General features: G+C 59.4%; 18 protein-coding genes and 1 other RNA gene. 13 read left to right on the forward strand and 6 right to left on the reverse strand.

From position 1 onward, the window contains the following. Positions 1-14: 14 nt before the first annotated feature. Positions 15-367, reverse strand: a transfer-messenger RNA (tmRNA) gene (gene ssrA / locus IMCC21224_RS27025). 211 nt (positions 368-578) lie between these two features. On the opposite strand from ssrA, the gene IMCC21224_RS09550 reads away from it, so the two are divergent. The 6 genes from IMCC21224_RS09550 (at position 579) to IMCC21224_RS09575 (ending at position 7242) form a co-directional block, all read left to right on the forward strand. Then, complete coding sequence (locus IMCC21224_RS09550) at positions 579-1271, forward strand: GntR family transcriptional regulator (protein WP_047995157.1); 693 nt, start codon at positions 579-581, stop codon at positions 1269-1271. 359 nt (positions 1272-1630) lie between these two features. Further along, positions 1631-2632, forward strand: a complete 1002-nt coding sequence (locus IMCC21224_RS09555) for a TRAP transporter substrate-binding protein (protein ID WP_047995158.1) — start codon at positions 1631-1633, stop codon at positions 2630-2632. Between the two features lie 65 nt (positions 2633-2697). Next, on the forward strand, positions 2698-3219 hold the full coding sequence (locus tag IMCC21224_RS09560) for a TRAP transporter small permease (RefSeq protein ID WP_082135171.1): 522 nt from the start codon (positions 2698-2700) through the stop codon (positions 3217-3219). Continuing rightward, positions 3216-4523 carry a TRAP transporter large permease gene (locus tag IMCC21224_RS09565; RefSeq protein WP_047995160.1) on the forward strand — a complete coding sequence of 436 codons (1308 nt, stop codon included), beginning with the start codon at positions 3216-3218 and terminating at the stop codon, positions 4521-4523. The genes IMCC21224_RS09560 and IMCC21224_RS09565 overlap by 4 nt, the downstream gene beginning before the upstream one ends. 501 nt (positions 4524-5024) lie before the next feature. Then, on the forward strand, positions 5025-6539 hold the full coding sequence (locus IMCC21224_RS09570) for a thiamine pyrophosphate-dependent enzyme (RefSeq protein WP_369796017.1): 1515 nt from the start codon (positions 5025-5027) through the stop codon (positions 6537-6539). 73 nt (positions 6540-6612) lie between these two features. Then, the gene (locus IMCC21224_RS09575) at positions 6613-7242 is read left to right on the forward strand and encodes a glutathione S-transferase family protein (protein ID WP_047995161.1); all 630 of its coding nucleotides are present in this window, start codon (positions 6613-6615) and stop codon (positions 7240-7242) included. An 85-nt stretch (positions 7243-7327) separates the two neighbouring features. On the opposite strand, the gene IMCC21224_RS09580 is transcribed toward IMCC21224_RS09575, so the two are convergent. From IMCC21224_RS09580 to IMCC21224_RS09600, 5 genes are all read right to left on the reverse strand, one after another. Further along, the gene (locus IMCC21224_RS09580; RefSeq protein ID WP_047995162.1) at positions 7328-8644 is read right to left on the reverse strand and encodes a sigma-54 dependent transcriptional regulator; all 1317 of its coding nucleotides are present in this window, start codon (positions 8642-8644) and stop codon (positions 7328-7330) included. After that, positions 8641-10449: an ATP-binding protein gene (locus IMCC21224_RS09585; RefSeq protein ID WP_047995163.1), complete on the reverse strand. Its 1809-nt coding sequence runs from the start codon at positions 10447-10449 to the stop codon at positions 8641-8643. Before IMCC21224_RS09585 ends, IMCC21224_RS09580 begins: the two co-directional genes overlap by 4 nt. Positions 10450-10456: 7 nt before the next feature. Beyond that, positions 10457-10858 (reverse strand): DUF1850 domain-containing protein, encoded by a 402-nt coding sequence (locus tag IMCC21224_RS09590; protein WP_197089190.1) that lies wholly within the window; start codon positions 10856-10858, stop codon positions 10457-10459. Next, positions 10855-12930 carry a TRAP transporter permease gene (locus tag IMCC21224_RS09595; RefSeq protein ID WP_047995164.1) on the reverse strand — a complete coding sequence of 692 codons (2076 nt, stop codon included), beginning with the start codon at positions 12928-12930 and terminating at the stop codon, positions 10855-10857. The genes IMCC21224_RS09590 and IMCC21224_RS09595 overlap by 4 nt, the downstream gene beginning before the upstream one ends. Before the next feature lie 74 nt (positions 12931-13004). Beyond that, positions 13005-13961, reverse strand: a complete 957-nt coding sequence (locus tag IMCC21224_RS09600; RefSeq protein WP_047995165.1) for a TAXI family TRAP transporter solute-binding subunit — start codon at positions 13959-13961, stop codon at positions 13005-13007. Positions 13962-14444: 483 nt separating this feature from the next. Here IMCC21224_RS09600 and IMCC21224_RS09605 point away from each other — a divergent pair, with 483 nt between their 5' ends. The 7 genes from IMCC21224_RS09605 to IMCC21224_RS09635 all read left to right on the forward strand — a co-directional run bounded on the left by IMCC21224_RS09605 (position 14445) and on the right by IMCC21224_RS09635 (position 24190). Continuing rightward, the gene (locus IMCC21224_RS09605; RefSeq protein WP_047995166.1) at positions 14445-14924 is read left to right on the forward strand and encodes an acyl-CoA thioesterase; all 480 of its coding nucleotides are present in this window, start codon (positions 14445-14447) and stop codon (positions 14922-14924) included. A 126-nt stretch (positions 14925-15050) separates the two neighbouring features. Then, complete coding sequence (locus IMCC21224_RS09610; RefSeq protein ID WP_047995167.1) at positions 15051-16409, forward strand: LLM class flavin-dependent oxidoreductase; 1359 nt, start codon at positions 15051-15053, stop codon at positions 16407-16409. Between the two features lie 310 nt (positions 16410-16719). Then, positions 16720-17544, forward strand: a complete 825-nt coding sequence (locus IMCC21224_RS09615) for a transporter substrate-binding domain-containing protein (protein ID WP_047995168.1) — start codon at positions 16720-16722, stop codon at positions 17542-17544. A gap of 89 nt (positions 17545-17633) precedes the next feature. Beyond that, entirely contained in the window at positions 17634-18278 is a 645-nt protein-coding gene (locus IMCC21224_RS09620) for an amino acid ABC transporter permease (protein WP_047995169.1), read from the forward strand. Beyond that, positions 18275-18937: an amino acid ABC transporter permease gene (locus IMCC21224_RS09625; RefSeq protein WP_047995170.1), complete on the forward strand. Its 663-nt coding sequence runs from the start codon at positions 18275-18277 to the stop codon at positions 18935-18937. The genes IMCC21224_RS09620 and IMCC21224_RS09625 overlap by 4 nt, the downstream gene beginning before the upstream one ends. A 1-nt stretch (position 18938) precedes the next feature. Further along, positions 18939-19727, forward strand: a complete 789-nt coding sequence (locus IMCC21224_RS09630) for an amino acid ABC transporter ATP-binding protein (protein ID WP_047995171.1) — start codon at positions 18939-18941, stop codon at positions 19725-19727. A 143-nt stretch (positions 19728-19870) separates the two neighbouring features. Beyond that, on the forward strand, positions 19871-24190 hold the full coding sequence (locus IMCC21224_RS09635; RefSeq protein WP_047995172.1) for a Calx-beta domain-containing protein: 4320 nt from the start codon (positions 19871-19873) through the stop codon (positions 24188-24190). Positions 24191-24281: the final 91 nt, after the last annotated feature.

Consider the following 24281-nt stretch of genomic DNA (forward strand, 5'->3'; position numbering starts at 1 on the left):
CACGGGTTTGGCGTTGTGCAGGCTTCTGTTGCCAGGTGCCTGCGAACCCCGCCTTACGCTGCTAGGCGCAAGGGCTTAAGTTTCGATATTTCCGACCGCTTACGCGGCAAGAGCCATCGGAGCACGATTGTCATTTGCAATTGTACTGTTTTCGCCGGTAACGGTGGCAGACCGCCGAAACAAAGCTAACCCCTTTAGACGTTCGTCGATCCTATTTCCACCCCAAGGCCGCCAAATGAGCGGGGGTATTGGTGGAGTGGCCGGGTACCGCCCCCGGGTCCGATCCGCGTATTACGAGCGCGTTTATGTTCATAGTCTGTTGCCAGACACGCCCAATATAGGCGCGTTTGCAGGCGGGTTCAATGGGCTTGCTTCACGCCGGGGCCGTTTCTGATCTCAGGTATGACGGGTTGCGTCGCAACGTATCAACCGCCTCGCGGATGAATTTCTGTCGCAAGCCGGATGCCCCTGCAATGTGGACATGCGGGGGCGTCCGCACGTGCGGCGTGATCGCGGGTATTTTTGTGGCGTTAGTGCTGAAAAATTGCTACCCGATCCAACGTGCAAAAGGAAACGACATGGCCCGTCTGAACCGGATTGATGTTCAGCGAACGAAGGTCAACAAGATCTTCCATGATCTCTATACCGAGATCGCGTTGCTTCGCCTGATGCCGGGCGAAAAAATTTCCGAAGTCGATATCGCCGAGAAATACGGCGTGTCACGTCAGCCCGTGCGCGATGCGTTCAACCGACTGGACGCCATAGGCTTCCTGTTGATCCGCCCCAAAAGGGCGACCGAAGTGCGACGGTTTTCGGTGCGTCAGATTGAAAAGTCCCGCTTTGTACGCGCGGCGATCGAAGCGGCTGTACTGCGGCAAGCATCTGCAGTGTGCGACACATCCGGAGCAAAGGCGCTGAAACGGAGCCTTGATGATCAGAGTTCCGCCATGGAGACGGCCGATTTCAAGGCATTCAGCGCCCTCGACTACAGTTTTCACCGTACCCTATGCGAGATTGCGGGTCTTGAGTTCGCGTTTGACGTGATCTCGACTGAAAAGGCCAAGGTTGATCGCCTCTGCGTTCTGGGGCTCTCGAGAGAGGATCGGATGCCGCAATTGCTTGACGATCATACGGCGATTGCAAGCGCCGTTGTCCGTGGCGACGCAGAGACGGCGGTGAATGTCAGCACGCTGCATCTGTCGCGGCTGGATGATACCATTGCGGCGATCATGCAAAACAATTCGGATTATTTTGAACCCGATTTGACCTGATCCCCCGGCCCGGGGCAGCCTGTCACTGGCTTTCTGACCACGAAAACGTGCTCGATTTGGTTCGGATACTCAGTGCGGGGTATGAAGGCGTTCCGCTGCGTTACCTGTTGACCAGGAATCGGCGCTTCAAAAACCCGTGATCGTTCTGCGTTGGGATCGCCATGTCCTCAAGGAGCATCATCTATATAAGATATAACATACTGAGTTTAATTAAAAATAAAAGAACTGGTATACTACATTTCCGAATGCTAAGCTTTTTGAGTTCGCGGCTGTCAGGTGAGGTTTTGGGGAGGAGGATTCCCCAAACATAGGGATCGGCATGCGAGGAATTTTATCAGACAAAGACAGGGAGGAGTAAAATGAAAATACTTCAATCAGCACGCGCACTGCTCAAAGGCGCAACGGTGGTGGCCACTCTGGCCGTCGCCGCTCAGTCCGCTCAGGCCGACACGATTCAATTGCGGGGTGCCAGCCTTTTTGATGAGGAGCACGCCTATACCAAGACCCTGCGCGAACTCGAGAAATTGATCGGGGACGCGTATGAGGGCGATATCGAATTCGAAATTCACCTGAACGGCGAATTGGGCGACGAGAGCGATTTTGTCACCTTCCTTCAACAGGGTGTTGCGATTGACTATGCCGTCATGGCACCGTCGAATATGGCGGTTTTTGCCCCGTCGATTCCGTTGATGGATATGCCGTTCCTGTTCCGCGATTTGGATCACTGGAACGCAGTCCTGTCGAGCGACGTGCTTAAGCCGCTCGAAGATTTGTTGTACGAAAAGGCTGACATCAAGATCATCGGTTATGCCGGCGGTGGCGTGCGCAACCTGGCTTCGGCTGAACCGATCCACAACATCGACGAGCTGACCGGCCACAAGATGCGCGTCATGGGTGCGCCGATTCAGGCGCAGATTTTCGCGTCGATCCAGGCGGCGCCGTCGGTGATTGCCTATAACGAGGTCTATAATGCCATCCAAACCGGCGTGATCGGCGGATTTGAGAACGAGGCCGCCTCGATCCAGAACCTCAAGTTCTACGAAGTTGCCCCCAACATCACCCTGACCAAGCACGCTATTACAGTGCGTCCGGTGGTGATGAGCGGCAAGACGTTCCGCAAGCTGCCCGAGGACCTTCAAGCCATCGTGATAGAGGCCGGAGCCAAGGCTGGTGCATTTGGTCGCGAGCTGGAAAGCCGTCAGGACGGTGAAAAGATGCAGGAAATGATCGACGCTGGTCAGGTCATGGTCACCGAGTTCGAAGGCCGTGAAAAGCTGCTCGAAATGGTGATTCCGGTGCAGGACGCCTATGCGGCTGAACTGGGCGCAACCGAGCTTTTGGACGCAATTCGCGCGAAGTAAATCAACCGATCAGGGACACCCCGGCAAAAACCTGGGGTGTCTTGCCATTTGCGGAACTGACCCGGATGGCAATAATCCGTAAGGGGGGAGCGACGTTGGGAATTGTTCTAGAGCGGTTCTGCTTGGGGCTGCGCGTACTGATCGGGGGTCTGATGGTGGCGCTGGCACTGCCGGTCGGGGCACAGGTGATCGCGCGTTACACGGGTCTGATCCCGGTCTATTTGTGGACCGAAGAACTGGCCACATTCATCTTTGTCTGGGTCATCATGATCGGCTCTATGATCGCGGTGTGGGACGGCACACATTTCGATGTGCGCGTATTGCCAGACGCCAAAAGCCGGTTGGGTATATTGTTGCAAAAGGGACTGGTGCTGGTGTTGATCTGCTTTTTTGGGGTGCTTTTTGCCTGGTATGGCATTGAATACACAAAATTTGGCGCAATTCAGCATTCGGTCATGATGAGCGCGAATATGGCGCTGACGCATGTCTCGGTACCGATTGCCGGTGCGGTCTGGGCCATCTTTTCCGGCTATCGGCTGGTCGAAGTTTTCAGGGAATACCGTATGCCGGGGAGTGCCGCGCAATGATCGTTTCAACGGGGCTCGCTTGTAGCGTCATGATCGGCTCTTTTCTGGTGCTGGTTGCCATTCGCATCCCGGTGGCCTTTGCGCTGGGGCTGGCGACGATTCCGATTGTTCTGATGGATGTGCGGCTGACGCCGTTCATCGTGCTGGACCGGATGTTTCAGTCGTACAACTCTTTTATCCTGCTGGCGGTGCCGTTCTTTCTGCTGGCTGCGAACCTGATGAACTCGGGCAAGATCACCGACAAGCTGATTGACCTGTCGCGGGTGTTGACCGGCTGGATGCCGGGCGGGTTGGGCCATGTCAACGTCGCCGTATCGATGTTGTTTGCCGGTATTTCGGGGTCGTCGACCGCTGACGCGGCCGGCTGTGGCAAGATCCTGATCCCGGCCATGGTCAAAGAAGGCTTTGATACCCGGTTCGCCATTGCCATCACCGCCTGTTCGTCAGTCATGGGGGTTATCATTCCGCCGAGCATCCTGATGGTGGTGTGGGGTGGCGTGATGCAGGTATCGGTCGGCGCGTTGTTTCTGGCCGGAGCCGTCCCTGGAATAATGATTGGCCTCGCGCTGCTGGCCACGGTCTATGGCTACGCCAAGGTCTATGATTATCCCACCGCCGGGCGCCCGACATTTGCTGAGTTCTGGGAGGCGCTGCGCGGATCGTTTCTGGCATTGCTGACGCCGGTTCTGGTGATTGGCGGAATTGTGGGCGGCATCGTTACCCCGACAGAAAGCGCAATTATTGCAGCTGGTTATGCGCTTATCCTGGGGTTGTTCGTCTATCGCACTGTCTCGATCCGCGACCTTGGACAGATCTTTTATGACACCGGGCGCTTTGCGTCGATCTCGCTCTTTGCGATCGGGACGGCATCAGCGTTCGGCTGGCTACTGGCATTCTTCAAGGTGCCGCGGCTGATTGTTGAAATGCTGACCAGCTATGATCTGGGGATGTTCGGAACATCGCTTGTGATCGCCGGGCTGTTTCTGCTGTTCGGACTGTTCATCGACGCGATTCCGACAATCATCATCCTTGGCACGGTTCTGCTGCCGGTGGCGGCGGCGGCGGATATCCATCCGGTGGTGTTTGCGGTGATCGGAATCATCTCACTGGCCTTCGGACTTGTGACACCACCTTACGGGCTGTGTTTGCTGATTTCCGCGTCGATTGGCGGCATGAACGTGGTGCAGGTGATGCGCGATGTGGTCATCATTCTGATCCCGATGCTGCTGATCATGCTGCTGATCATGCTGGTGCCTGAAATTGCACTGTGGTTGCCACGAATGCTGATGCCGTCAGCGGTCTGACCCTTTGGCGCGGCGATCTGTTTGCCGCGCCGAAAGGCCGCGCTCCGCATTACAAGGGCGACATTGCAGACACCTGTTTGGATGGTCATAGTAACCTTGCTATCCACGCGATTGCGCCGCCAACATCAGGGCCCATAGATCAAGGCAATTAAACCGGCACACTGCCATGCGATTGGGGACAGTGTCGTACCACATCCCCTGGTGCCAAGAAACGATCCAGTCCAAAGCCCGCGTAATTTATAGCGAGGCCAAAGAATTCCTGATATGGCAGCGCATTATCTGAGCGCAAATGTCTGAAATAACACGGGAACTCATGATCATGGCTGACAACCTTTCGCTTCGCACGGGCGGGCATATCCTTGCTGATCAGCTCAGGGTACTTGGCGCCGATACCGTCTTTTGCGTTCCGGGAGAGAGTTTTCTTGATCTGCTGACGGGCTCTTTGATCACACAGATCACATTCGCACCGTTGTGTGCCGTCACTAAGGCTGCGCGGCCAATATGGCCGATGCCTATGGCAAGATGACCGGCAAACCGGGGATCTGTGCTGTGACGCGCGGGCCGGGGGCGACCAACGCCTCGAACTGGGTGCATACTGCGTTTCAGGATTCCACGCCGATGATTTTGCTGATCGGTCAGGCTGGGCGCGACATGGCGGATCGCGAAGTCTTTCAAGAGATGGACTACCGGCAGGTGTTCGGGCAGATGGCGAAATGGGTGGCGCAGATTGACGACGCCAGCCGCATTCCCGAATACATGTCGCGTGCATGGAAAACCGCGCTCTCCGGTCGGCCGGGGCCGGTGGTTCTGGCGCTGCCCGAGGACATGTTGACCGACGCGGTTGCGGTTGCTGACTTAACCCCGACGCAGCATGCGGTATCCGCGCCGACCCCTGCGGCGATTGCCGATCTGGGCGCGCGTCTGGCGCAGGCGCAGAACCCGATGATGATGGTGGTGGGTGGTCCGGGATGGAGCGCGGAAACCGCACAACGCGCGATGGACTTTGCCGAACGCATGGGCCTGCCGGTTGTCACCAGTTTCCGCTGCCAGGATTATGTCGACAACGCACATCCCAACTATGTTGGTGTGCTGGGAATTGCGCCGATTCCGACCCTGCGTAAACGGATTGCCGAAGAGGTCGATCTGCTGATCGTTGTCGGATCCCGGCTGGGTGAGATGACAACACAGGGCTATTCTCTGATCGACATTCCCGATCCGCAGATGGCGTTTGTGCATGTGCATCCAGGGGCCGAGGATCTGGGCCATGTCTACAACCCGGCATTGTCGATCCAGTCCGGTGCCGCCGCGTTTTTCGAGGCGCTGAGCGCGCTTCCCGATGGTGACGGAAAAGCACGCCGCGCCGATTGGATTGCAGGGCAGCGCGCAGAATACGAGGCGTTTCAGCAGCCAACCGACGTGCCGGGGGATCTGAACATGGGCCAGGTGATTGCGCAAATCACCAGCACGATGCCCCAGGATACCATATTCACCAACGGGGCAGGGAACTATACCGTTTGGCTGCACCGGTTCCACCGTCATTGCGCGTATCGCACGCAACTGGCACCAACCAGCGGTTCGATGGGCTATTCCGTGCCCGCTGCTGTCGCGGCCAAGATTATCGCACCGGAACGACCCGTTATCAGTGTCGCCGGGGACCGATGCTTTTTGATGACCGCGCAGGAAATGGCCACGGCGCGGAAATACGGCGCCGACGTGATCTATCTGGTGGTCAACAACGGCATGTCGGGCACAATCCGCATGCATCAAGAGCGCCACCACCCGGATCGCACGATGGCCACCGATTTGTGGAATCCCGATTTTGTCGCTTATGCCGCCTCCTTTGGTATCAAGGGGGAGCGTGTGACCGTCACGGCGGATTTCCCGGCGGCGCTCGAACGGGCCCGCGGCGCGGCGGGTGGCTATCTGATCGAATTGGTTGTTGATCAACAGGCGCTGACACCGACCCAAACGTTGTCCGGGGCAACCGCCCAAGGTCTCAGCACGGCGACCACTTGATCCCGTCGCCTTTGAGAACGCCAAACAGACTGCGCGGATAGGGCCATGAATATCTACAATAAGGAAACGCCTGATGATTGACCTTTATACCTGGACCACCCCCAATGGGCGCAAAATTTCGATCATGCTCGAAGAATTGGGCATCGACTATGCCGTGCATCCGGTCAATATCCAAGAGGGCGAACAGAACACCCCTGAGTTCCTGAGCATTGGTCCGAACAACAAGATCCCGGTGATCGTGGATCAGGATACCGGGCTATCGGTGATGGAAACCGGTGCGATCCTGATCTACCTCGCTGAAAAATACGGAAAGTTTCTGCCGACGGATCCAATGGCGCGGGCCGAAGTCATGGAATGGCTGATGTGGCAAATGAGCGGACTTGGTCCGATGTGCGGTCAGGCGCATTATTATTTGCGCAACAACCCCGGCAAGGCGCCCCATACCGAAGACCGGTTGCGGGCCGAGGTTGCCCGGCTTTACAAGGTGCTGGACACGCGACTAGAGGGGCGGGAATTCATCTGCGCCGACTATTCGATTGCCGACATGGCCTGCTGGCCTTGGGTGTCGCGCTATGAGTGGCATCAGGTCAATCTGGCCGACCATCCCAACGTTCGCGCCTGGTATCAGCGTCTTTTGCAGCGCAAGGCGGTGCAAAAAGGCTATCATGTGCCTAAAAACGTTGGAGAAATTCCCTCTGGCTAAGGGCGTCGCCCTGACCGCACAAAGTGAGATAGCGGTCCAACCGTCGTCGCCATAGGTGTGGTAGGAGGTGGCGCAGTCGTCGGGGTCAATCTGGTCCGGCGTCTCTGTCCCGCAATCCGCTGCGCTGGATCTTGGCGTTCAAAGTCCGGCGCGGAATCCCAAGCTGAGCCGCGGCGGCGGCGGTGTTGCCGTGGCACTGATCCAGCACTCGCGCAATTTCAAGCGCCTCGAATTGTTCGACCTTTTCGCGCAGTGTGCCGGTCTGGGTGATGGCTGTGACCGCCCCCGTGCCGCCCAGCCCCAGCACCTGACGTTGGGCGGCCTGACGCAGTTCGTGGCAATTTCCCGGCCAATGGTGCCGTTGCAAGGCCTTGCGTTCGGAAAAACTCAGGCCCGGCGCCGTCAGGTCATGGCGCGTGGCAGCTTGTTGCATGAAATGGGCATAGAGTTCGGGAATGTCCGCAGGCATTTCGCGCAGGGCGGGCAGGGTGATTTCAACCCCGGCCAAGCGATAAAACAGATCTTCGCGGAACTGGCCTAGGGCGATCTGGTCGCGCAGATCGGTGCCAGAGGCCGCGATGACGCGAATATCGACGCCGCGCGGCGCGCCGCCACCAACCGGTTCGACCACGCGGGTTTGCAGCAGGCGCAGCAGCTTGGGTTGCAGACCGCGCGGAAGATCGTCGATCTGATCAAGAAACAGCGTGCCGCCATCGGCCTGTTCGATGCGCCCAGTCACATCGCTGCCGTCATCGCGCAGTTTGCCAAATAGGTCTGCCTCGGTTCCGGTTTCGGGCAGGCTGGCGCAGTTGACGGTCACAAACGGGCCATTCCCGCGTCGGCCCGAGCGGTGGAGCAGGCGCGCCGCCAGATCCTTGCCGGTGCCGGTTTCACCCTGCACGATGACGTCGACATCCAGTGGCCCGATCCGGGTCAGTTTTTCGCGCACCAGCGTAATCGCGGTGCTGGTGCCCAACAGATCGCCATGCTGCATCCGCAGGCTTTGGCGCAGTATGGCATTTTCTGCCTCCAGCCGCGACAATTGCAGGGTACGCGCCACAACCGTCAACAGGTGGTCAGCGTCATAAGGCTTTTCCAGAAAATCCTGCGCGCCGCCCTGCATGGCGCGCACCGCCTGACCGACATCCCCATGTCCGGTCAACAGCACCAGGGGCACGTCGCAGTCATGGCCGCGCAAGGCCTCAAGAAAGGCAATTCCGTCCAGACCGGGCATCCGCAGATCGCTCAGGATCATTTGCGGCCTGTCCCCGCCCAGTGCGTTCAGCGCTTCCTGGCCGCTTTCAAACCCGACGGGATCATACCCGGCAGCATCCATAAGATCGCACAGCCCGATGCGGTGATCGCTGTCGTCATCGACAACCCAGATCCGCGCGCGGCTCATGCGGCTGCGACGCTTGGCATGGTGGCGCGGGGCAGGCTCACAGTGACGCGAGTGCCGCCCGAATCGGACGCGGTGATCTGCATGGTGCCGCCGAATTCCCCAAGGATCGTGCGACAGATCGACAAGCCAAGGCCCAGACCATCGCCCGATTGCTTGCTGCTAAAGAATGGCTCTCCAATCTTGTCTAGGATGTCTGAGGAGATGCCAGATCCGTTGTCTGTTACCGCGACCTGCACATGCTGGCTGTCACTGATCATGGAAACCTGAACCTGCCCGCCGGGCCGGGTTTTGCCGTTTTCCAGCAGCAGGGCATCCAGCGCATTGAGCAGCAGATTGACAAACACCTGTTCGAGCCGAACCATGCCCGCCATGACATCCGGCGCATCCCCATCCGGCGAGAAAAATACGACCTCGACGCCCATCCCCTGCGCGCGGTGCCGCACAAGGTCGATGGCGTTTTCCACCGGAGCGTCGATGCGGATGCGTGACAGGCTGCCGGATTCCCGACGGCCAAAGCTTTTGAGATGTTTGATCGTGCGCAGCATCCGCCGGATATGTTTGCGGGCGGTTTCGATACGGGTGCTGGTGCCCTCATCGCTGTGATGGGCGCGCAGGGCGGCGGCGGCCAGTGTCGCCTCCATCGCCGCCAGCGGTTGGCTGATCTCATGCGCGATGGCGGTCGACATCCGGCCAAGGGCCGCCATTTTTTCGGCGTGAATCAGCGCCTCTTGGGTGTTGCGTAACTCTGCCTCGGCGGCGATGCGGATGTCGACCTCCTGTGCCAGTTCGCGAGTGCGCCGTTCAACCTGCGCCTCCAGCAAACGCCCCTGCCGCAGCCGCATCCCGATCAGTCGCCGCCGTTGGATCAGCGTCTGACCCAGCAGAAACGCCGCGACCGTCGCCAGTGCCGAAAATGCCGCCACGCTCCAGGCGAGGGTCAGTGTATTGGTCAGCGTACCGGCCAGCAGGATCATCCAACCGTCCTGCGGCAGCGGCAGGCTGCGCACCAACCGCCGATCATCACCCAGACGCAACGGCCCGGGGGCAGACAGGTCAGGCTGGCCGCTGCCAAGCAGGGCGTTGTCTGCCGTCAGCGATATGCCGTCGTAGCGTCGCGTGGTCTGGATCCGTTCGAGCGCGGGCGCGGGCAACTTATATAGCGGTTTATAGAGCCAGTCGGCCTGACCGCTTAGAAACACGATGCCATCTGCGTCAACCAGCGCGGTCAGCGCGTTGGTGCTGCGCCAGGCCTGTTGCAGTTCCAGCAACTCGACCTTGACCACCATGACGGCGCGGTGCCCGTCCGGCAGGTCGATGCGCGTTGACATGAAATACCCCGGACGCCCGGTGGTGACGCCAATGGCGTAGAAACGGCCAAGGCCCGTCTGCATCGCATCGCCGAAATAGGGGCGAAAGCTGTAATCATAGCCGACAAAGCTGCCAGCCTCGTTCCAGTTGCTTGACGCGATGGTGGTGCCTGACTGGTCCAGTAAATAGAGCTGAGATGCACCGGATTCCGCCGCTATCGTTTCGAGGTAGCGGTTGGCGGCATCAATCGTTGCGGGGGTGTCAGGCGCGGTAACGACCCGGCTGATGCGGATGTCATGGCCCGCGACCTGCGGCAAATAGCGAAAGCGGTCGATTTCTGCCGCGATGGCGCGCTGGGTCAGGATCAGCGACTGGTCCAGCCGTTCAGCCAATCGCGCCTGCGCGATGCGAAGCGCCACAGTCCCGGCCACTGTCGCAGACAGTAGCGACAGGCATAGCACAACAGCCACGTATTTGGGTCGGATCAGCGTTTTCATGACTGGCCTAGTCTGGCAGTCGCTTGGACAAAATCAATGCCTGTTCTGTCACGACACCGCAGGGGGCCACCGTGATGGGCGCCTGCGCCTGCGCGCCGATCTCGTGGCAGGCGCCATCGGCGCAGAGGGTCCATGGGCTGACCGTCCTACCCGACGCGGCAAGCGTCAGCGACGACACAGTAAACGTGCTGTTGGACACCCACCAGCCATCGCGCAAAACGGCGTCGGGTGCAGGCTCCATCCCGGCGCCCGATCCCTTGATCCGCGAGGATTGCAGCGTGAGGCGGGTATCGCTGATCAACCAGCTTTCTTGCCATTCGACCTTTTCGACCGAATGCGTCCAGGCCAGGGTAAATTCTGGCCCGGACAGGTGTAGTAGCATGGCCCCGACAGCCAGGCAGGTGTTCACGCTGCGACCGCCTTGCGATTGCGCAGAACAATCAGACCGATCACCACCGCCGCGAGGGCAAAGCCGATCTCGTCCGTCATTGGCAGCGCCGCGATCAGGGTAAAGGCCGCAACCACAGCAAGTGCGCGCAGCGGCCAGCCAAGCGGGCGACCAACCCAGCCGATCACCGCAGCCCCCCAGAGGCCAATGGACAGCACCGCCTTAACCACGATGTAAGCCACGGCAGGCCAGTACCCGATGGAGTCGGCCAGCGGTCCACCAGCCTGAAGCATCAGCGCCGGTGTGTATACTGCCATGAAGGGGATGACAAAGCCGGCCGCGGCGACCTTGATCGCTTCGAACGAGATTTTCAGCCCGCTCTCTTTGGCGATTGGTGCGGCGGCAAAGCAGGCCAGCGCCACAGGTGGCGTCAGATCCGCCAGAATGCCAAAGTAGAAGACAAACATGTGACTGACGATCAGCGGCACACCCAGGGCCAGCAGTGCCGGGCCGGCGATGGACGAGGTGATGATATAGTTCGGGATCGTCGGGATGCCCATGCCCAGCAGAATGCAGGTGAACATGGTCAGAACGAGGCTTAGAAACAGGCTCGATTGTCCGACTGACACAATGAACTGACCAAAGGTGTTGGCAGCCCCGGTCAGGGTCATGGTGCCGATGATCACACCGACCAGTGCACAGGCGACACCGACGGGCAGGGCGGTCCGCGCCCCTTCGGCCAGCGAATCCCGGCACAGGATTAGCGTTTCACGGCCGCCTTTGCTGAACGCGCACCATGCGATCAGAACAACCAGCGCCGCGACCAGCACATTGATCCCGAATTGCAGGAAACCTGCCGCCACCAGCCCGAGGCACATCCAGAAGATCACCCGCATCGTCCCTGCAGGCAGACCCAGTACAACCGACCCGCCAAGGATCAGCAAGACGGTCAGCCCCAGGCCGATGGTCCCGGCAAAGAGTGGCGTGTAGCCGCCAAACAGCAGGTAGATTAGCACCGCCAGCGGCACCAGCAGCATCCAGTTCTCGCGGATTGCGGCGCCGGCCGATGGAAGCTCGGCCCGGTTCAGGCCGCGCAGGCCATAGCGACCGGCCTCAAGATGCACCATCCAGAAGGCTGAGGCGAAATACAGGATCGCCGGGATCAGCGCCGCCTTGACCACCTCGACATACGGTACGTCCAGAGTCTCGGCCATGATGAACGCCACTGCGCCCATCACCGGTGGCATGATCTGGCCCCCCATCGACGCCGTGGATTCCACGCCGCCCGCAAAGGCGGCGCGATAGCCGAATTTTTTCATCAACGGGATAGTGAACTGGCCCGTGGTGACGACATTGGCCACGCCGGACCCCGAAATCGTACCCATCAGCCCCGATGACACCACGGCCACCTTGGCGGCACCACCTTGACGGTGGCCGAACAGACCCATCGCCACGTCGGTGAACAGCTTGATCATACCCGCGCGTTCCAGAAAACTGCCGAACAGGATAAACAGAAAGATGTAGGTTGATGAGACATACGTTGGGATGCCGTAAATCCCTTCGGTCCCATAGGCCATGTGATCCACGACCTGCGAAAAAGAATAGCCGCGATGGTTCAGCGGTGCGGGCAGATATTCGCCAAACAGGCAGTAGGCCAGAAATCCGCCCGCAATGATCGGGAGGGCAGGACCCATCATCGACCAGGCGGCGGAAAAGACCACGACCAGCGCCACGACGCCGAACACGATATCCATCGTCAGCGGGCGGCCAGCACGCAGGATAAGCGGCTGATATTCCCACCATTGATACAGCGCGACCGCGACACCCGCCGCCGCAAAGGCCCAGGCCAGTGTCCGCACAGCCTGACCGGCACTGCGCCCGTAAGCCACAACAGGGAATGCCAGCAGGGTCAGAAATCCGACGTGAAAGGCGCGCGTGATCTGACTGGGCAGGTCAATCAAATGCGCGGCCGTGGCGATCTGGAACGTGGCAAATACGACGGCGATCCAGAACAGGACACGTCCGGTCGCGTCCGCGCCAAAGGTGAAATCATGCCCGCCCTTGGGGGCAGGTGGAGTGGCTGTATCTGACATGGCATCCTCGGTCTGCGGAACGCGGAAAAAGGGCCGCGACGCATGGTACGTCGCGGCCCCGATTTAGTGGCTGATCAGTTGATCATGCCTTGTTCGCGATAGAACCGCTCGGCTCCGGGATGCAGCGGGATCGGCATGCCGCTCAGTGCATTCTCAAGTTTGATCTGTGCCGCCGCCTTGTGTGACGCCTCAAGCGTGTCGAGGTTTTCGAACAGCAGTTTGGTCATCTGATATGCAACTTCATCGGTGACACCCTCGTGCGTGACGAGGAAGTTGGACACAGCCACGGTCGACACGTCTGCGGTCTGGCCGTCATAGGTGCCTGCCGGGATGGTCGCAGCAACATAGGGCGCGCCCAGCGTTGCAGCCACGTCGGCGGGAACTGCCACCACGTTCAGCGGCAGGGACGAGGCCAGATCGCGGATCGAAGCCACACCCAGACCGGCAGATTGCAGCGTCGCATCCAACTGGCGGTTCTTGATCAGTTCGACCGATTCCGCGAAGGGCAGGTATTCGACCTTGCCCAGATCGTCATAGGACATATCCATGGCGCCAAAGATCGCACGTGCGTTCAGTTCGGTTCCCGAAGCAGGCGCACCCACGGACAGGCTCTTCCCTTTGAGGCCGGCAAAATCGGTGATGCCGCTTTCGGAGCTGGCCACGATCTGGATATAGTTCGGATAGATTGCTGCGATGCCGCGCAGGCGGTCGAGCTTGACCGGAAATCCGACGTCAGCATTACCTTCCCAAGCCAAGGCCACGGAATCGCCCAGCGCAAAGGCCAGTTCTCCGCGACCATCCTGAAGCAGGTTCAGGTTTTCAACCGACGCCTTGGTCGACTGAACCTGGGTGCGCACACCCTCGATATTCTCACCATAGATATTCGCCAGTCCGACGCCCAACGGGTAATAGACACCCGAGGTGCCGCCCGTCAGGACGTTGACAAAATTCTGTGCGTTTGCAGCAAGCGGGGCTGTTGCCAGCACAGCCGTGACAGCACATCCGCGAAATGCGGTTTTCAGATTGATCATGGTTTCCTCCCAGAGATCCAGGGCAGTCCCGACCGGGCCGGGCTGCCAGTGCGGCGTTTGTCCTTCAGGGTTCGGTCATCTGGCAAGAAAAGTCGAGGGGGATAGGTAAAAGGTCTGGCTGAAACTGGCTTCTTTCGGGGCTGAAAATGGCCACAGTCAAAACGCGGACGCACAGATTGACTGCCAGCCGGGGGGAATTGGACGGGACGAAATTACCGGCCTAGTTGAAATCTTCGGTAAAAATTGCCGTTTCTGTCAAAATTCTGGCTGTCGTTACGTCTGGTTTGCGGCCCATGGTTTTGCGTCGCCTGAACTGGGTTGGTATTGGCAGTGCCTGACCTGGAACGCGCTTGTCCCCTATGAAAGCGCTGCGTGGCGCAACGCCCATCAAGTCTCGCGCGCGCCAAGACGTAAAACGAAGCTGTTGCGCAGGACGATGTCCTGGCTATGGTTGCCAGACGCCAGCCAGACTTAGGGACGCAGATGGATCCTCGCAAGCTTGAAATGACGGTGCTGATGACGCCTGATATGGCCAACTTTAGTGGCAAGGTGCATGGTGGTGCGCTGTTGAACCTGTTGGACCGGGTGGCGTTTTCCTGCGCCTCGCGGTTTTCGCAGCAATATGCCGTCACGCTGTCGGTGGATCAGGTCGTGTTCAAAGAGCCGATCAATGTCGGCGAACTCGTCTCGTTCCGGGCCAGCGTAAACCATGCCGGTCGCACCTCGATGGAGATCGGTATCCGGGTCGAGGCCGAGGACATCCGCAAAGGCACCCGGCGACACACCAATTCGTGCTACTTTACCATGGTCGCGGTCGACGAGGACGGTCGCCCTGCCGAGGTGCCGCAGCTGGACATCACCACCGATATCGAGCGCAAGCGCCATCAATCGGCGCTGGCCCGACGCCGGTTGCGCCGCCAGTTCGAAGAAGAGATGCGCAAGATCGGCGATGGCGAACCCTGACATATGCCTGTGCTTATCCACTGGGCAGGATGCCGAAATCCCCGTCCTGCGCAGGCGTGATGCCTTTCGCTGCCGAAAACGTCAGAGCATAGTCACGACAGTATTTGCATAAGAATGGGGCCTAACATGGCGCGCACCGACAAGCTCAAGCTTGGAACCTTTGTCTACACCTTCGGGTTTCATCCCGCCGCCTGGCTGCATCCCGGTTCGGACGTAAACGGTGCCAACGATATCACCCATATGGTCAAGGTCGCGCAGATTTCCGAGGCGGCGAAACTGGACTTCATGTTCTTTGCCGACAGCCCCGCTGCCGCCGTTGGCCACCCCGAAGCACTGGCGCGTCAGCCGACCAAGATGAACCGGTTCGAACCCATTACCGCCATCACGGCGCTAAGTATGGTGACCCAGCGGCTGGGCTTTGTTGCCACCGCCTCGACCAGTTATTACGAGCCCTTCAACATTGCACGGCTCTATGCGTCGGCTGACCATATTTCGGGCGGGCGGATGTGCTGGAACGTGGTGACATCGGACCATGACGAGACCGGCTATAACTATAATCGCAAGGGGCTGGACCCGCACGCCGACCGCTACGACCGGGGAGAGGAATTCCTGGATGTGGTTCTGGGCCTTTGGGACAGTTTCGAGGATGATGCCCTGCTGCTGGACCGCGAAAACGGCATTTACCACGACAAGGACAAGTTGCATCAGCTAGACCATGTTGGTCCGCACTTTCAGGTCCGCGGGCCGCTGAACATTGCGCGCACGCCGCAGGGGCGTCCTGTGATTGCGCAGGCCGGTGGGTCGGAACGTGGCAAGGAATTGGCGGCACGCACCGCCGAGATCGTTTTTTCACTGGCGTCCAACATCGACAAGAATAAGGCGTTTTATGCAGATGTGAAATCGCGCATGGCCAAATACGGCCGCGCGCCATCTGACCTCAAGATCATGCCGGGCATTGTCATCAACGTTGGTGAGACCCGCGCCGAAGCCGAGGCTCGTGCACAGGAAATGGTGGACGTCATGCACCCCGAGGTGGGGCTTCTGATGTTGCAGGAGTTTCTTGAAACCGACCTGCACGGCGCGGATCTGGACGCGCCCTTTCCAATGGAGCGGATGCCGGACAAGGCCAAGGGATCGGTCGCGATGTTCGCTGAGGTCAAGGAATTTGTCTCGCAAGGCCACAGCCTGCGCGACCTGATCACCCACTATGCACAACGTCACACCGGCAACGGTTTGACCGGATCGTATATCGAGGTGGCGGATTACATGCAGGAGTGGTTCGAGGCCGAAGCCGCAGACGGGTTCATCCTGATGTGCCCGACCCTGCCGTCGAGCCTTGCCGATTTCACCCGGCTTGTGGTGCCAGAGCTGCAACGCCGGGGCCTGTTCCGCGATGAATACGAAGGTGCGACCCTGCGCGAAAACCTTGGTCTGTCCTTTCCGGTGAATCGCTACGCCGCCGCGCGAGGAGACAATGCCGGGTGACGTCAAAGCCCGAATTTGCCGCAATCATTGGCAAAAGTGCTGTGCGAGTCGGGGCCTGGATCTGCCGACGAAATCGTTACACTGCTAAACGAATTGGATCAACTGATCGGATCTCTGCCTGATGGTTGCGCTGCGATTTGGAAATATGCACAATTAACGGGCGGTCTGGAGTGTTGTCCTAATTAATTAGCGCTTGATTTTACTGTTCATGGGTATTTGTGTACACAAATGCATCGCTGTGCCATCTGACGCGGTACAGTCCAGAAAACCATCAACGATGCCTCACACGAGGCGCACAGGGAGATTATTCATGCGCAAGCACATTCTTGCCGCCCTCGCAGGAGCGGCCTTTGTCATCGGTTCCGGTGTCCCGGCACTGGCTCAGGACGCGCTCGAACGCGTGATGGCGGCCGGCGTGCTCAAGGTCGGCACCGAGACGGCCTTTGCCCCGTTCGACTTTGTTGATGCAGGCACACATACCGGCCTCAATACCGAGATCTATGCAGAGATCGGCAAAGACATGGGTGTCGAGATCGAGTGGATCACCCTTGACTGGACCGGGGTTCTGCCCGGACTTGAAGCGGGTCGTTTCGACGTGGTCGCAGGCCCCGCCACCATCACCAAGGAACGGATGGAGCGTTACCGCTTTTCCTCGCCCATTGCCGAGGCCACCGTGGCCCTGCTGGTTGGCGCGGGTAGCGACATCGCGGCACCCGCCGACATCGCGGGCAAACCCGTAGGATCGGGTACAGGTACGGCGCAACTGGCACAGCTTCAGACCTTTGGTGCCACCCTCGATACGCCACCGACTGAGTATCGCGAATATGTCTCGTTCAATGAATCCTACGCCGACCTTGCCGCTGGCCGGATCGAGGCGGTTGCCAATTCTCTGCCCAACATCGCCTTTGTGGCCAGCCAGCGCCCCGAAGTCTTCAAGGTCGTGACACCTGCCTTTGGCACGCCGACATATTTCGGTTTTCCGGGTCGGATCGAGCCGGAATTTGCCAGCCTGATGGACAAGATCGACGAGATCCTGCTGGCAATGAAGGCAGACGGCCGCATGGAAGCACTACAAGAGAAATGGTTCGGCACCACCTTTGACATGCCCGACTATGTAACCGAGCCGAATATCTGATATCAGCTCTATCTGCTGCGGGGCGTGTCGCGCGCCCCGCGACTTTGTCTAAGACGCATGTCGCCGAAACAGGAACGGACCTAAGATAGATGACCTGGTATCTGTTCCAGCTCTTGCTGCAGGCGTCGCTGATGACGATTTTTGTCAGCGCAATTTCGATCTTTGCCGGGCTTGGAATCGCCATTCTGCTGTCTGCGATGCGGATGTCGGGGAACCGATGGGCCTTTCGCAGCGCCGGAGTGTTCATTTCCTTCTTTCGCGGCGTGCCGCTGCTGGTGCAGCTCTTGCTGATCTTCAACCTGTTGCCGGTGATCGGAATCACGTTACCCAGCCTCGCTACTGCCGTCATCGGCCTGTCGCTTTGCACAGCTGCCTATCAGGCGGAAAACCTGCGTGGTGGTTTCGAGGGGGTGCCGGTCGGCTTGATCGAAAGCGCGGAAATGGCCGGATTTTCGCGGATCCAAAGCTTTTTCTGGATCCGCACGCCTATTGCCCTGCGCATGACGTTTCCGGCGCTGGTGAATGAGGCAATCCTGATCCTCAAGGCATCGTCGCTGGTGTCGGTCGTAGGGTTGGTCGAACTGACCAAGATGGCGCAGAACCTCTCAGCCTCAACCTACCAACCGCTGCCGATCTTTGCCTCTGCCGGGCTGATCTATCTGGTGATCAACCTGATCGTTGCCTTTTTCGCCCGACGGGCCGAAGACGCATTGCCCGGGTTGCCTGCCAAATGAGCTTTGATTTCGCTGTCATCCTTGCCAAAGGTCCGCAGATTCTAGCCGGGCTGGGCGTCACCATTCTGTTGTGGATTGCGGGAACTGCGCTGGCGGTGGTCATTGGATTTCTAATCGCGACGGCACGCCGTTTTGGCGGACCAATGATAAACCTTCTGCTGTCGATCCCGGTCGAAATACTGCGCGGCACACCGTTTCTGGTGCAGATTTTTCTGCTGTATTTCGGCGGGCCCTATATCGGTCTGCGGCTTGATCCGGTGACGGCGGGGTTGCTGGGGCTGAGCCTGTATGGCGCCGCCTATTATTCCGAGATTTTCCGCGCCGGTTATCAGTCGGTCCCGGTCGGCCATGTAGAGGCGGCGGAATGCGTCGGTTTCAGCCGCGTCCAAACCATCCTGTATGTGCTGCTGCCGGAAATGGCGCTGCTGGTGTTGCCGCCTTCGCTGAATATGACCGTGATCCTGCTCAAAGAGACTGCGCTTTTGTCTCTGATCACGGTGCCCGAGATGACCATGACGGTCAGCGCTATCGGATCGCAGCAATACGCCTTTGTCGAATCCATCGTCGTTCTGGCACTGGTCTACTGGGCGCTGGTCGAACTGGCGAATCTGCTGGGCCGGATCACCGAACGCAAACTTTCAAAGCTGAGTATAACCTGACATGACCGAGCCCGCGATCCGCATCGAAAACGTCTCGAAAAAGTTTGGTGACACGGTTGTGTTGCGCGACATCAACCTTGAGGTGCCGCGCGGGCAGGTGTCCTGCTTGATCGGGCCGTCAGGGTCGGGTAAATCGACGCTTCTGCGCTGTATGGCGTTTCTCGAAGAGGCCAACAGCGGCACCATCACGATCGAGGGTGAACCGCTGGGCTTTGTCACCGGTCCCCACGGGCGACGGCGCCAGAGCGCGGCCGAACTGCGCAAGGCGCGTTCGAAGATTGGCATGGTGTTCCAACAGTTCAATCTGTGGCCGCATATGACAGCGCTCGGCAATGTCGCCGCCTCCTTGCGGCGGGTGCGCAAAATGCCCCGCGCCGAAGCAGAGGCCAAAGCCATGGCGCAACTGGAAAAGGTCGATCTTAAGGAGCGCGCCGGGCATTACCCTTCGCAATTATCCGGTGGACAGCAACAGCGGGTGGCGATTGCCCGCGCTCTGGCGCTGGATCCGACGATCATGCTGTTTGACGAACCGACTTCGGCGCTCGACCCCGAACTGACTGGCGAGGTGCTGAATGTGATGCGCACACTGGCCGACGAAGGCATGACCATGGTTGTCGTCACCCATGAGATCGGATTTGCTGCATCGGTCGGCAACAACGTCTGTTTTCTGGATCATGGCAAGCTGCTGTTCCACGATACGCCGCAAAAGGTTTTTGCCGCGCCGCGCAATCCCCGGCTTGAACAGTTTCTCGATACATATCTCGATCGGGGCGCCTTTCTGTTGCAGTGAGCCATCGATAGAACCAAACTCAGACGCTGGGATATTAGATCAGGCTTTGAAATCGAATTTGCTCGCGATGGCTTTGCCTTGACGCAATCCAGTCAGCATGTAGCTTGGCCTATATCAAGCAATTCATATTTTCGGAGCTATAGATGGTCAGCATTATAACAGTTTCGCCGTCCCCTGCGGACGAATCGGTGCAATTCGGGAACGGTGGTTTTCTAGAATTCGGTTTGAATCTTTCCGAAGCATCGACAAACGTCATTACGGTTGGGTATCGGCTCTTTGCTGGCACAGCTGTGTTGGACAGGGACACACCGACGCGGGTCGGCGCCGTGACTTTTGCACCCGGAGATTTGAACCAAAGCGTTGATTTCCGCGTCACCAGCGACAGTGTCGCGGAATCCGATGAATCTGTGGTGATGGAGTTTTTTGACCCCACTGGCGGCGCACTCTTTGCTGGTGATGCGCAAACTCTGCGGGCGACGAACTTTATCCTTGATGACGACAGTATCGGCAACACCCGGTCATTGCTGGTGTCGTCTCCGATCATCGTTGAGGGCGATAACGGCAGCAAACAGGCCATCTTCGACGTCTCGATCTCGCAAGCGTTTGAGACGTCGACCAGCTTTGCCTACAGCACCAAAGACGGCTCTGCGACGGCCGGTCAGGATTACACGGCGCAAAGCGGTGTTGTGACCTTTGCGCCCGGATTGTTGCGGGTGCCGGTCACAATCAATATCTCGGGCGATACGCAGATCGAGGCCAGTGAATTCTTTCAGTTGGTCGTGGAAACCAATGACTCCATCGGCGATGGCGGTATCGGCGCGGTGGGCGAGGCGCGCATTCTGGACGACGATGCCGGCGGCGCGTTGCCGACCATTTCGTTCGAAGGCAACAACGCACAGGAATCCATTGCCTTTGGCAACGGCGGACTTACCACCTTTGTCATTCGGCTGTCCGAACCTGCGACCGATGTGGTTACGGTCGACTACCGGACCTATCAGGGCACAGCGACCAAACATGACGACTATCCCGCGGTCAGTGGCACAGTAACCTTTGCCATCGGGCAGACGGTGGCGGCGATCAATATCGAGGTTGTCAGTGACAGTGACGCCGAACCCGACGAGAGCTTTTTCCTTGAGCTCGCGGACCCGGTGGGCGCAGAATTTGCCGGTGGCGCTCCGGTGCTGCGCGAAACCGCCTTTATTTATGATGATGACGGTGTCGGGCAGGTCCGCGGGTTGCATGTGTCGTCGCCGGTTATTGTCGAAGGCGATAGCGGAACGCAAATCGCGAATTTTGACGTCACCCTGTCGCGCCCCTCGGACGTGGCGCTTGCGTTTCAATATACCACTCAGGATGCAGGTGGCGCTGCGGGCAGCGACTATGTTGCGCGGTCGGGAACCGTCATCTTTGCGCCGGGGCAGACACATGCCAACATTGCGGTGACAGTGAACGGCGACACCACAAGCGAACCGACTGAGCTGGTGCAGCTGGTTGTCACCCCGACCACTGCGCTGGGGGATGGAGGCACAGGTGCTGTGGGCGAACTGACTATCCTGGACGATGACGCGGGCGGCGCCTTGCCGACGTTCTCGGTTTCGTCGGGCAACGCACCGGAATCCATACGGTTCGGCAATGGCGGCAATGCGATGTTCGTCGCCACTTTGTCCGAGGCGGCAACCGACACCGTCACCGTCGGCTATCGCACGATTCCCGCCACCGCGACTGCTATTACCGATTTCAACAGCACCAGCGGCACGCTGACCTTTGCACCGGGTGAAACGTCGCAAACGCGGTTGTTCGGCGCGGTCAGCGATTCGATTGATGAGGACGACGAAGCCTTTACGGTCGAGTTCTTTGATATCATCGGCGCGGTCTTTGCGGGCGGGGCCAAAACCCTGACGAACAGCAGTTTCCTGATCGACGACGATGGCGTCGGATTGGACCGTGGCCTGCTGGTGTCGAACCCGACTCTGATCGAGGGCGATGACGGCACGGCGCTGGCACGTTTCGAAGTGATGATTTCGCGCCCCAGCAGCGACACGCCGATCAGCTTTGCTTACGCGACGCAGAATGGCAGCGCCGTTGCCGGTTCGGATTATGTGGCCACTTCGGGCACGCTGACCTTTGCGCCCGGGCAGACCCGTGCCTTTGTCGATGTTGCCGTGTCGGGGGATTTGATGCCTGAGGTTTCGGAATTCTTTCAGTTGGTTGTGACGCCGACGACCGCGTTGGGCGATCGCGGCGCAGGGGCCGTGGGCACCGCCGACATTCTGGACGATGATGGTGCGGACGGTTTGCCCAGTATCTCGGTGAGGTCCAGCAACGCCGACGAATCCGTGCCTTTTGGCAATGGCGGCGTGATCGACTGGATCCTGACGCTGTCCGAACCTGCGGCGGACACGGTGACCGTGCGGGTGCGTGCTGCGGATGTCACGGCGGTTGGTGGGACGGATTTCCCGGATCTGGCCGAAACCGTGACCTTTGCGCCCGGCGTTACCTCAGTCACCATGTCGCTGCGGGTCAGCAGTGACTCGCTTGACGAGGCGGATGAATCTCTGGCGCTCGAACTTTATGACCCGGTCGGGGCCGTGTTGGCGGGTGGTGCCCCGGTGCTGCAGTCAGGTGCCTTTATCCTGGATGACGACGGGGTGGGTCTGAACCGTGCGATCCTTGTCTCTGATGTGCAGGTGGTCGAAAACGATGACGGCCCGGTGATTGCCACGTTTGAGATCGCGGTATCGCGTCCCTTTGATGTGGCCACAACGATCAGTTACGAAACCATCGGTGTGACGGCGACCTCGGGCGCCGATTTCACCGCTTCCACCGGGTCGATCACCTTTCAGCCTGGACAAACGCAGGCCGCAGTGAATGTTGCGGTGCTGGCCGACAGTGCGGTTGAGACGGCGGAAACCTTCCTGCTATCGCTGGTCACTCCGCTCCCGACGAGCCTGACCGGAAACGCTCAGGGGACGTTGGGCACGGCAACGATCCTGCCACCGCCGAATTCGCTGCCCGGCGGGAACGTGACTATCGCGGGCTCGCCGTTCGAGGATCAGGTTCTGACCGCGATCACAAGCGCAATCACCGATGCGGACGGAGTGCCAAGCGACGGTTTCGTCTATCAATGGCATGTCGATGGCGCCGCGGTTGGGGGGGCAACTGCCCGGACCTACACACCGGGGCAGGCGCAGGTCGGCAGCAACATCAGCGTGACGGTCACCTATATCGACGGTGGTGGCACCACCGAAACGCTGACCAGTGCCGCCACTGCGGCGATCCTCAATAGCAACGACGCACCGGTCGGGTCGGTCCAGATCGTCGGGGATGCGCAGGCAGGCAAAGCGCTGTTAGCCGATACGAGCAGTATCGCAGATCCTGATGGGCTCGGGGCGTTTTCGTACCAATGGTTGCGGGGCGGGATCGCGATTCCGGGTGCCTCTGCCACCGCATACACGGCACAACCGGATGACATCGGATCGGTGCTGTCGGTGCGGGTCAGCTATGTTGACGCCTTTGGCACGGCAGAGATGCTTAGTGCGACGGCTGGTATGGTGCGGGTCGCGTCAGCAACCAGCGGAAATGATTCCATTTCGGGTGGTCCGCGTGACGATCGGGTCGAAGGTGGCGATGGCAACGATACCTTGAACGGTGCCGGCGGCGATGACGGTGTGCTCGGGGCCAGCGGTAATGACTCGCTCTTTGGTGGGCTGGGTGACGACAATATCGCGGCGGGTGACGGCAACGATTTTGTTGATGGCGGCGAAGGCAATGATTTCATCGGTGGCGGCTTGGGCGATGACACGCTTTTGGGCGGTGCCGGCAATGACACGCTGGGCGGCGGTTCCGGCAGAGACAGCATCTCTGGCGGCGACGGCGATGACGTGATCGCGGGCGGCGGCGACGATGACTACATTAATGGGGGCGCGGGCAACGACACGATCGGCGGATCGTTTGGCCACGATACAATTCTGGGCGGTGATGGCGACGATTCCCTTGGCGGTGGCACCGGACGCGATTCACTGGTCGGTGGGAACGGCGACGACGCAATTGGCGGCGGCGAAGGCGACGACACGGTCGAAGGCGGCGCGGGCGATGATTTCCTTGCCGGCGGCGGGCGTGACGACGTGATCGACGGCGGTGCAGGCGATGACCGGATCAACGGCGGCACAGGCAATGACACCATGACCGGCGGCGCCGGTGCGGATCTGTTTATCTTTAACGGGTTCGTCGATGGGGAAACCGACACCATCCTCGGCTTCGAGGACGGCGTTGACAGGTTCCGCATGGCCGGTGTCGAGAATGCGCCGGGTTCGGGGCTTCGGGGGTTTGTCGATGCGCTGAACATCACCGACACACTGGTCGAGGGCGTCGCAGGGGTGGAAATGTCGTTTGGTGGCCAGACCATTCTGGTTGCCGGTGTCTCTGCCGACGGGCTGACATCTGACGATTTTATCTTCGTCTGAGCGTAAACCAGCAGGATCGCGGGCAGACCCAATACGTCATATGATGGGTGCTGTCTGCGGCCGCCTCTGGATCGCGGGCCTGACGCGCACC

Source organism: Puniceibacterium sp. IMCC21224, assembly GCF_001038505.1.
GTDB lineage: Bacteria > Pseudomonadota > Alphaproteobacteria > Rhodobacterales > Rhodobacteraceae > Puniceibacterium.

Bases quoted from the DNA above. Each gene is read 5' to 3' on its own strand.
- IMCC21224_RS09550 (WP_047995157.1), top strand. From the start codon at position 579: ATGGCCCGTCTGAACCGGATTGATGTTCAGCGAACGAAGGTCAACAAG.
- IMCC21224_RS09555 (WP_047995158.1), top strand. From the start codon at position 1,631: ATGAAAATACTTCAATCAGCACGCGCACTGCTCAAAGGCGCAACGGTG.
- IMCC21224_RS09560 (WP_082135171.1), top strand. From the start codon at position 2,698: ATGGCAATAATCCGTAAGGGGGGAGCGACGTTGGGAATTGTTCTAGAG.
- IMCC21224_RS09565 (WP_047995160.1), top strand. From the start codon at position 3,216: ATGATCGTTTCAACGGGGCTCGCTTGTAGCGTCATGATCGGCTCTTTT.
- IMCC21224_RS09570 (WP_369796017.1), top strand. From the start codon at position 5,025: ATGGCCGATGCCTATGGCAAGATGACCGGCAAACCGGGGATCTGTGCT.
- IMCC21224_RS09575 (WP_047995161.1), top strand. From the start codon at position 6,613: ATGATTGACCTTTATACCTGGACCACCCCCAATGGGCGCAAAATTTCG.
- IMCC21224_RS09580 (WP_047995162.1), bottom strand. From the start codon at position 8,644: ATGAGCCGCGCGCGGATCTGGGTTGTCGATGACGACAGCGATCACCGC.
- IMCC21224_RS09585 (WP_047995163.1), bottom strand. From the start codon at position 10,449: ATGAAAACGCTGATCCGACCCAAATACGTGGCTGTTGTGCTATGCCTG.
- IMCC21224_RS09595 (WP_047995164.1), bottom strand. From the start codon at position 12,930: ATGTCAGATACAGCCACTCCACCTGCCCCCAAGGGCGGGCATGATTTC.
- IMCC21224_RS09600 (WP_047995165.1), bottom strand. From the start codon at position 13,961: ATGATCAATCTGAAAACCGCATTTCGCGGATGTGCTGTCACGGCTGTG.
- IMCC21224_RS09605 (WP_047995166.1), top strand. From the start codon at position 14,445: ATGGATCCTCGCAAGCTTGAAATGACGGTGCTGATGACGCCTGATATG.
- IMCC21224_RS09610 (WP_047995167.1), top strand. From the start codon at position 15,051: ATGGCGCGCACCGACAAGCTCAAGCTTGGAACCTTTGTCTACACCTTC.
- IMCC21224_RS09615 (WP_047995168.1), top strand. From the start codon at position 16,720: ATGCGCAAGCACATTCTTGCCGCCCTCGCAGGAGCGGCCTTTGTCATC.
- IMCC21224_RS09620 (WP_047995169.1), top strand. From the start codon at position 17,634: ATGACCTGGTATCTGTTCCAGCTCTTGCTGCAGGCGTCGCTGATGACG.
- IMCC21224_RS09625 (WP_047995170.1), top strand. From the start codon at position 18,275: ATGAGCTTTGATTTCGCTGTCATCCTTGCCAAAGGTCCGCAGATTCTA.
- IMCC21224_RS09630 (WP_047995171.1), top strand. From the start codon at position 18,939: ATGACCGAGCCCGCGATCCGCATCGAAAACGTCTCGAAAAAGTTTGGT.
- IMCC21224_RS09635 (WP_047995172.1), top strand. From the start codon at position 19,871: ATGGTCAGCATTATAACAGTTTCGCCGTCCCCTGCGGACGAATCGGTG.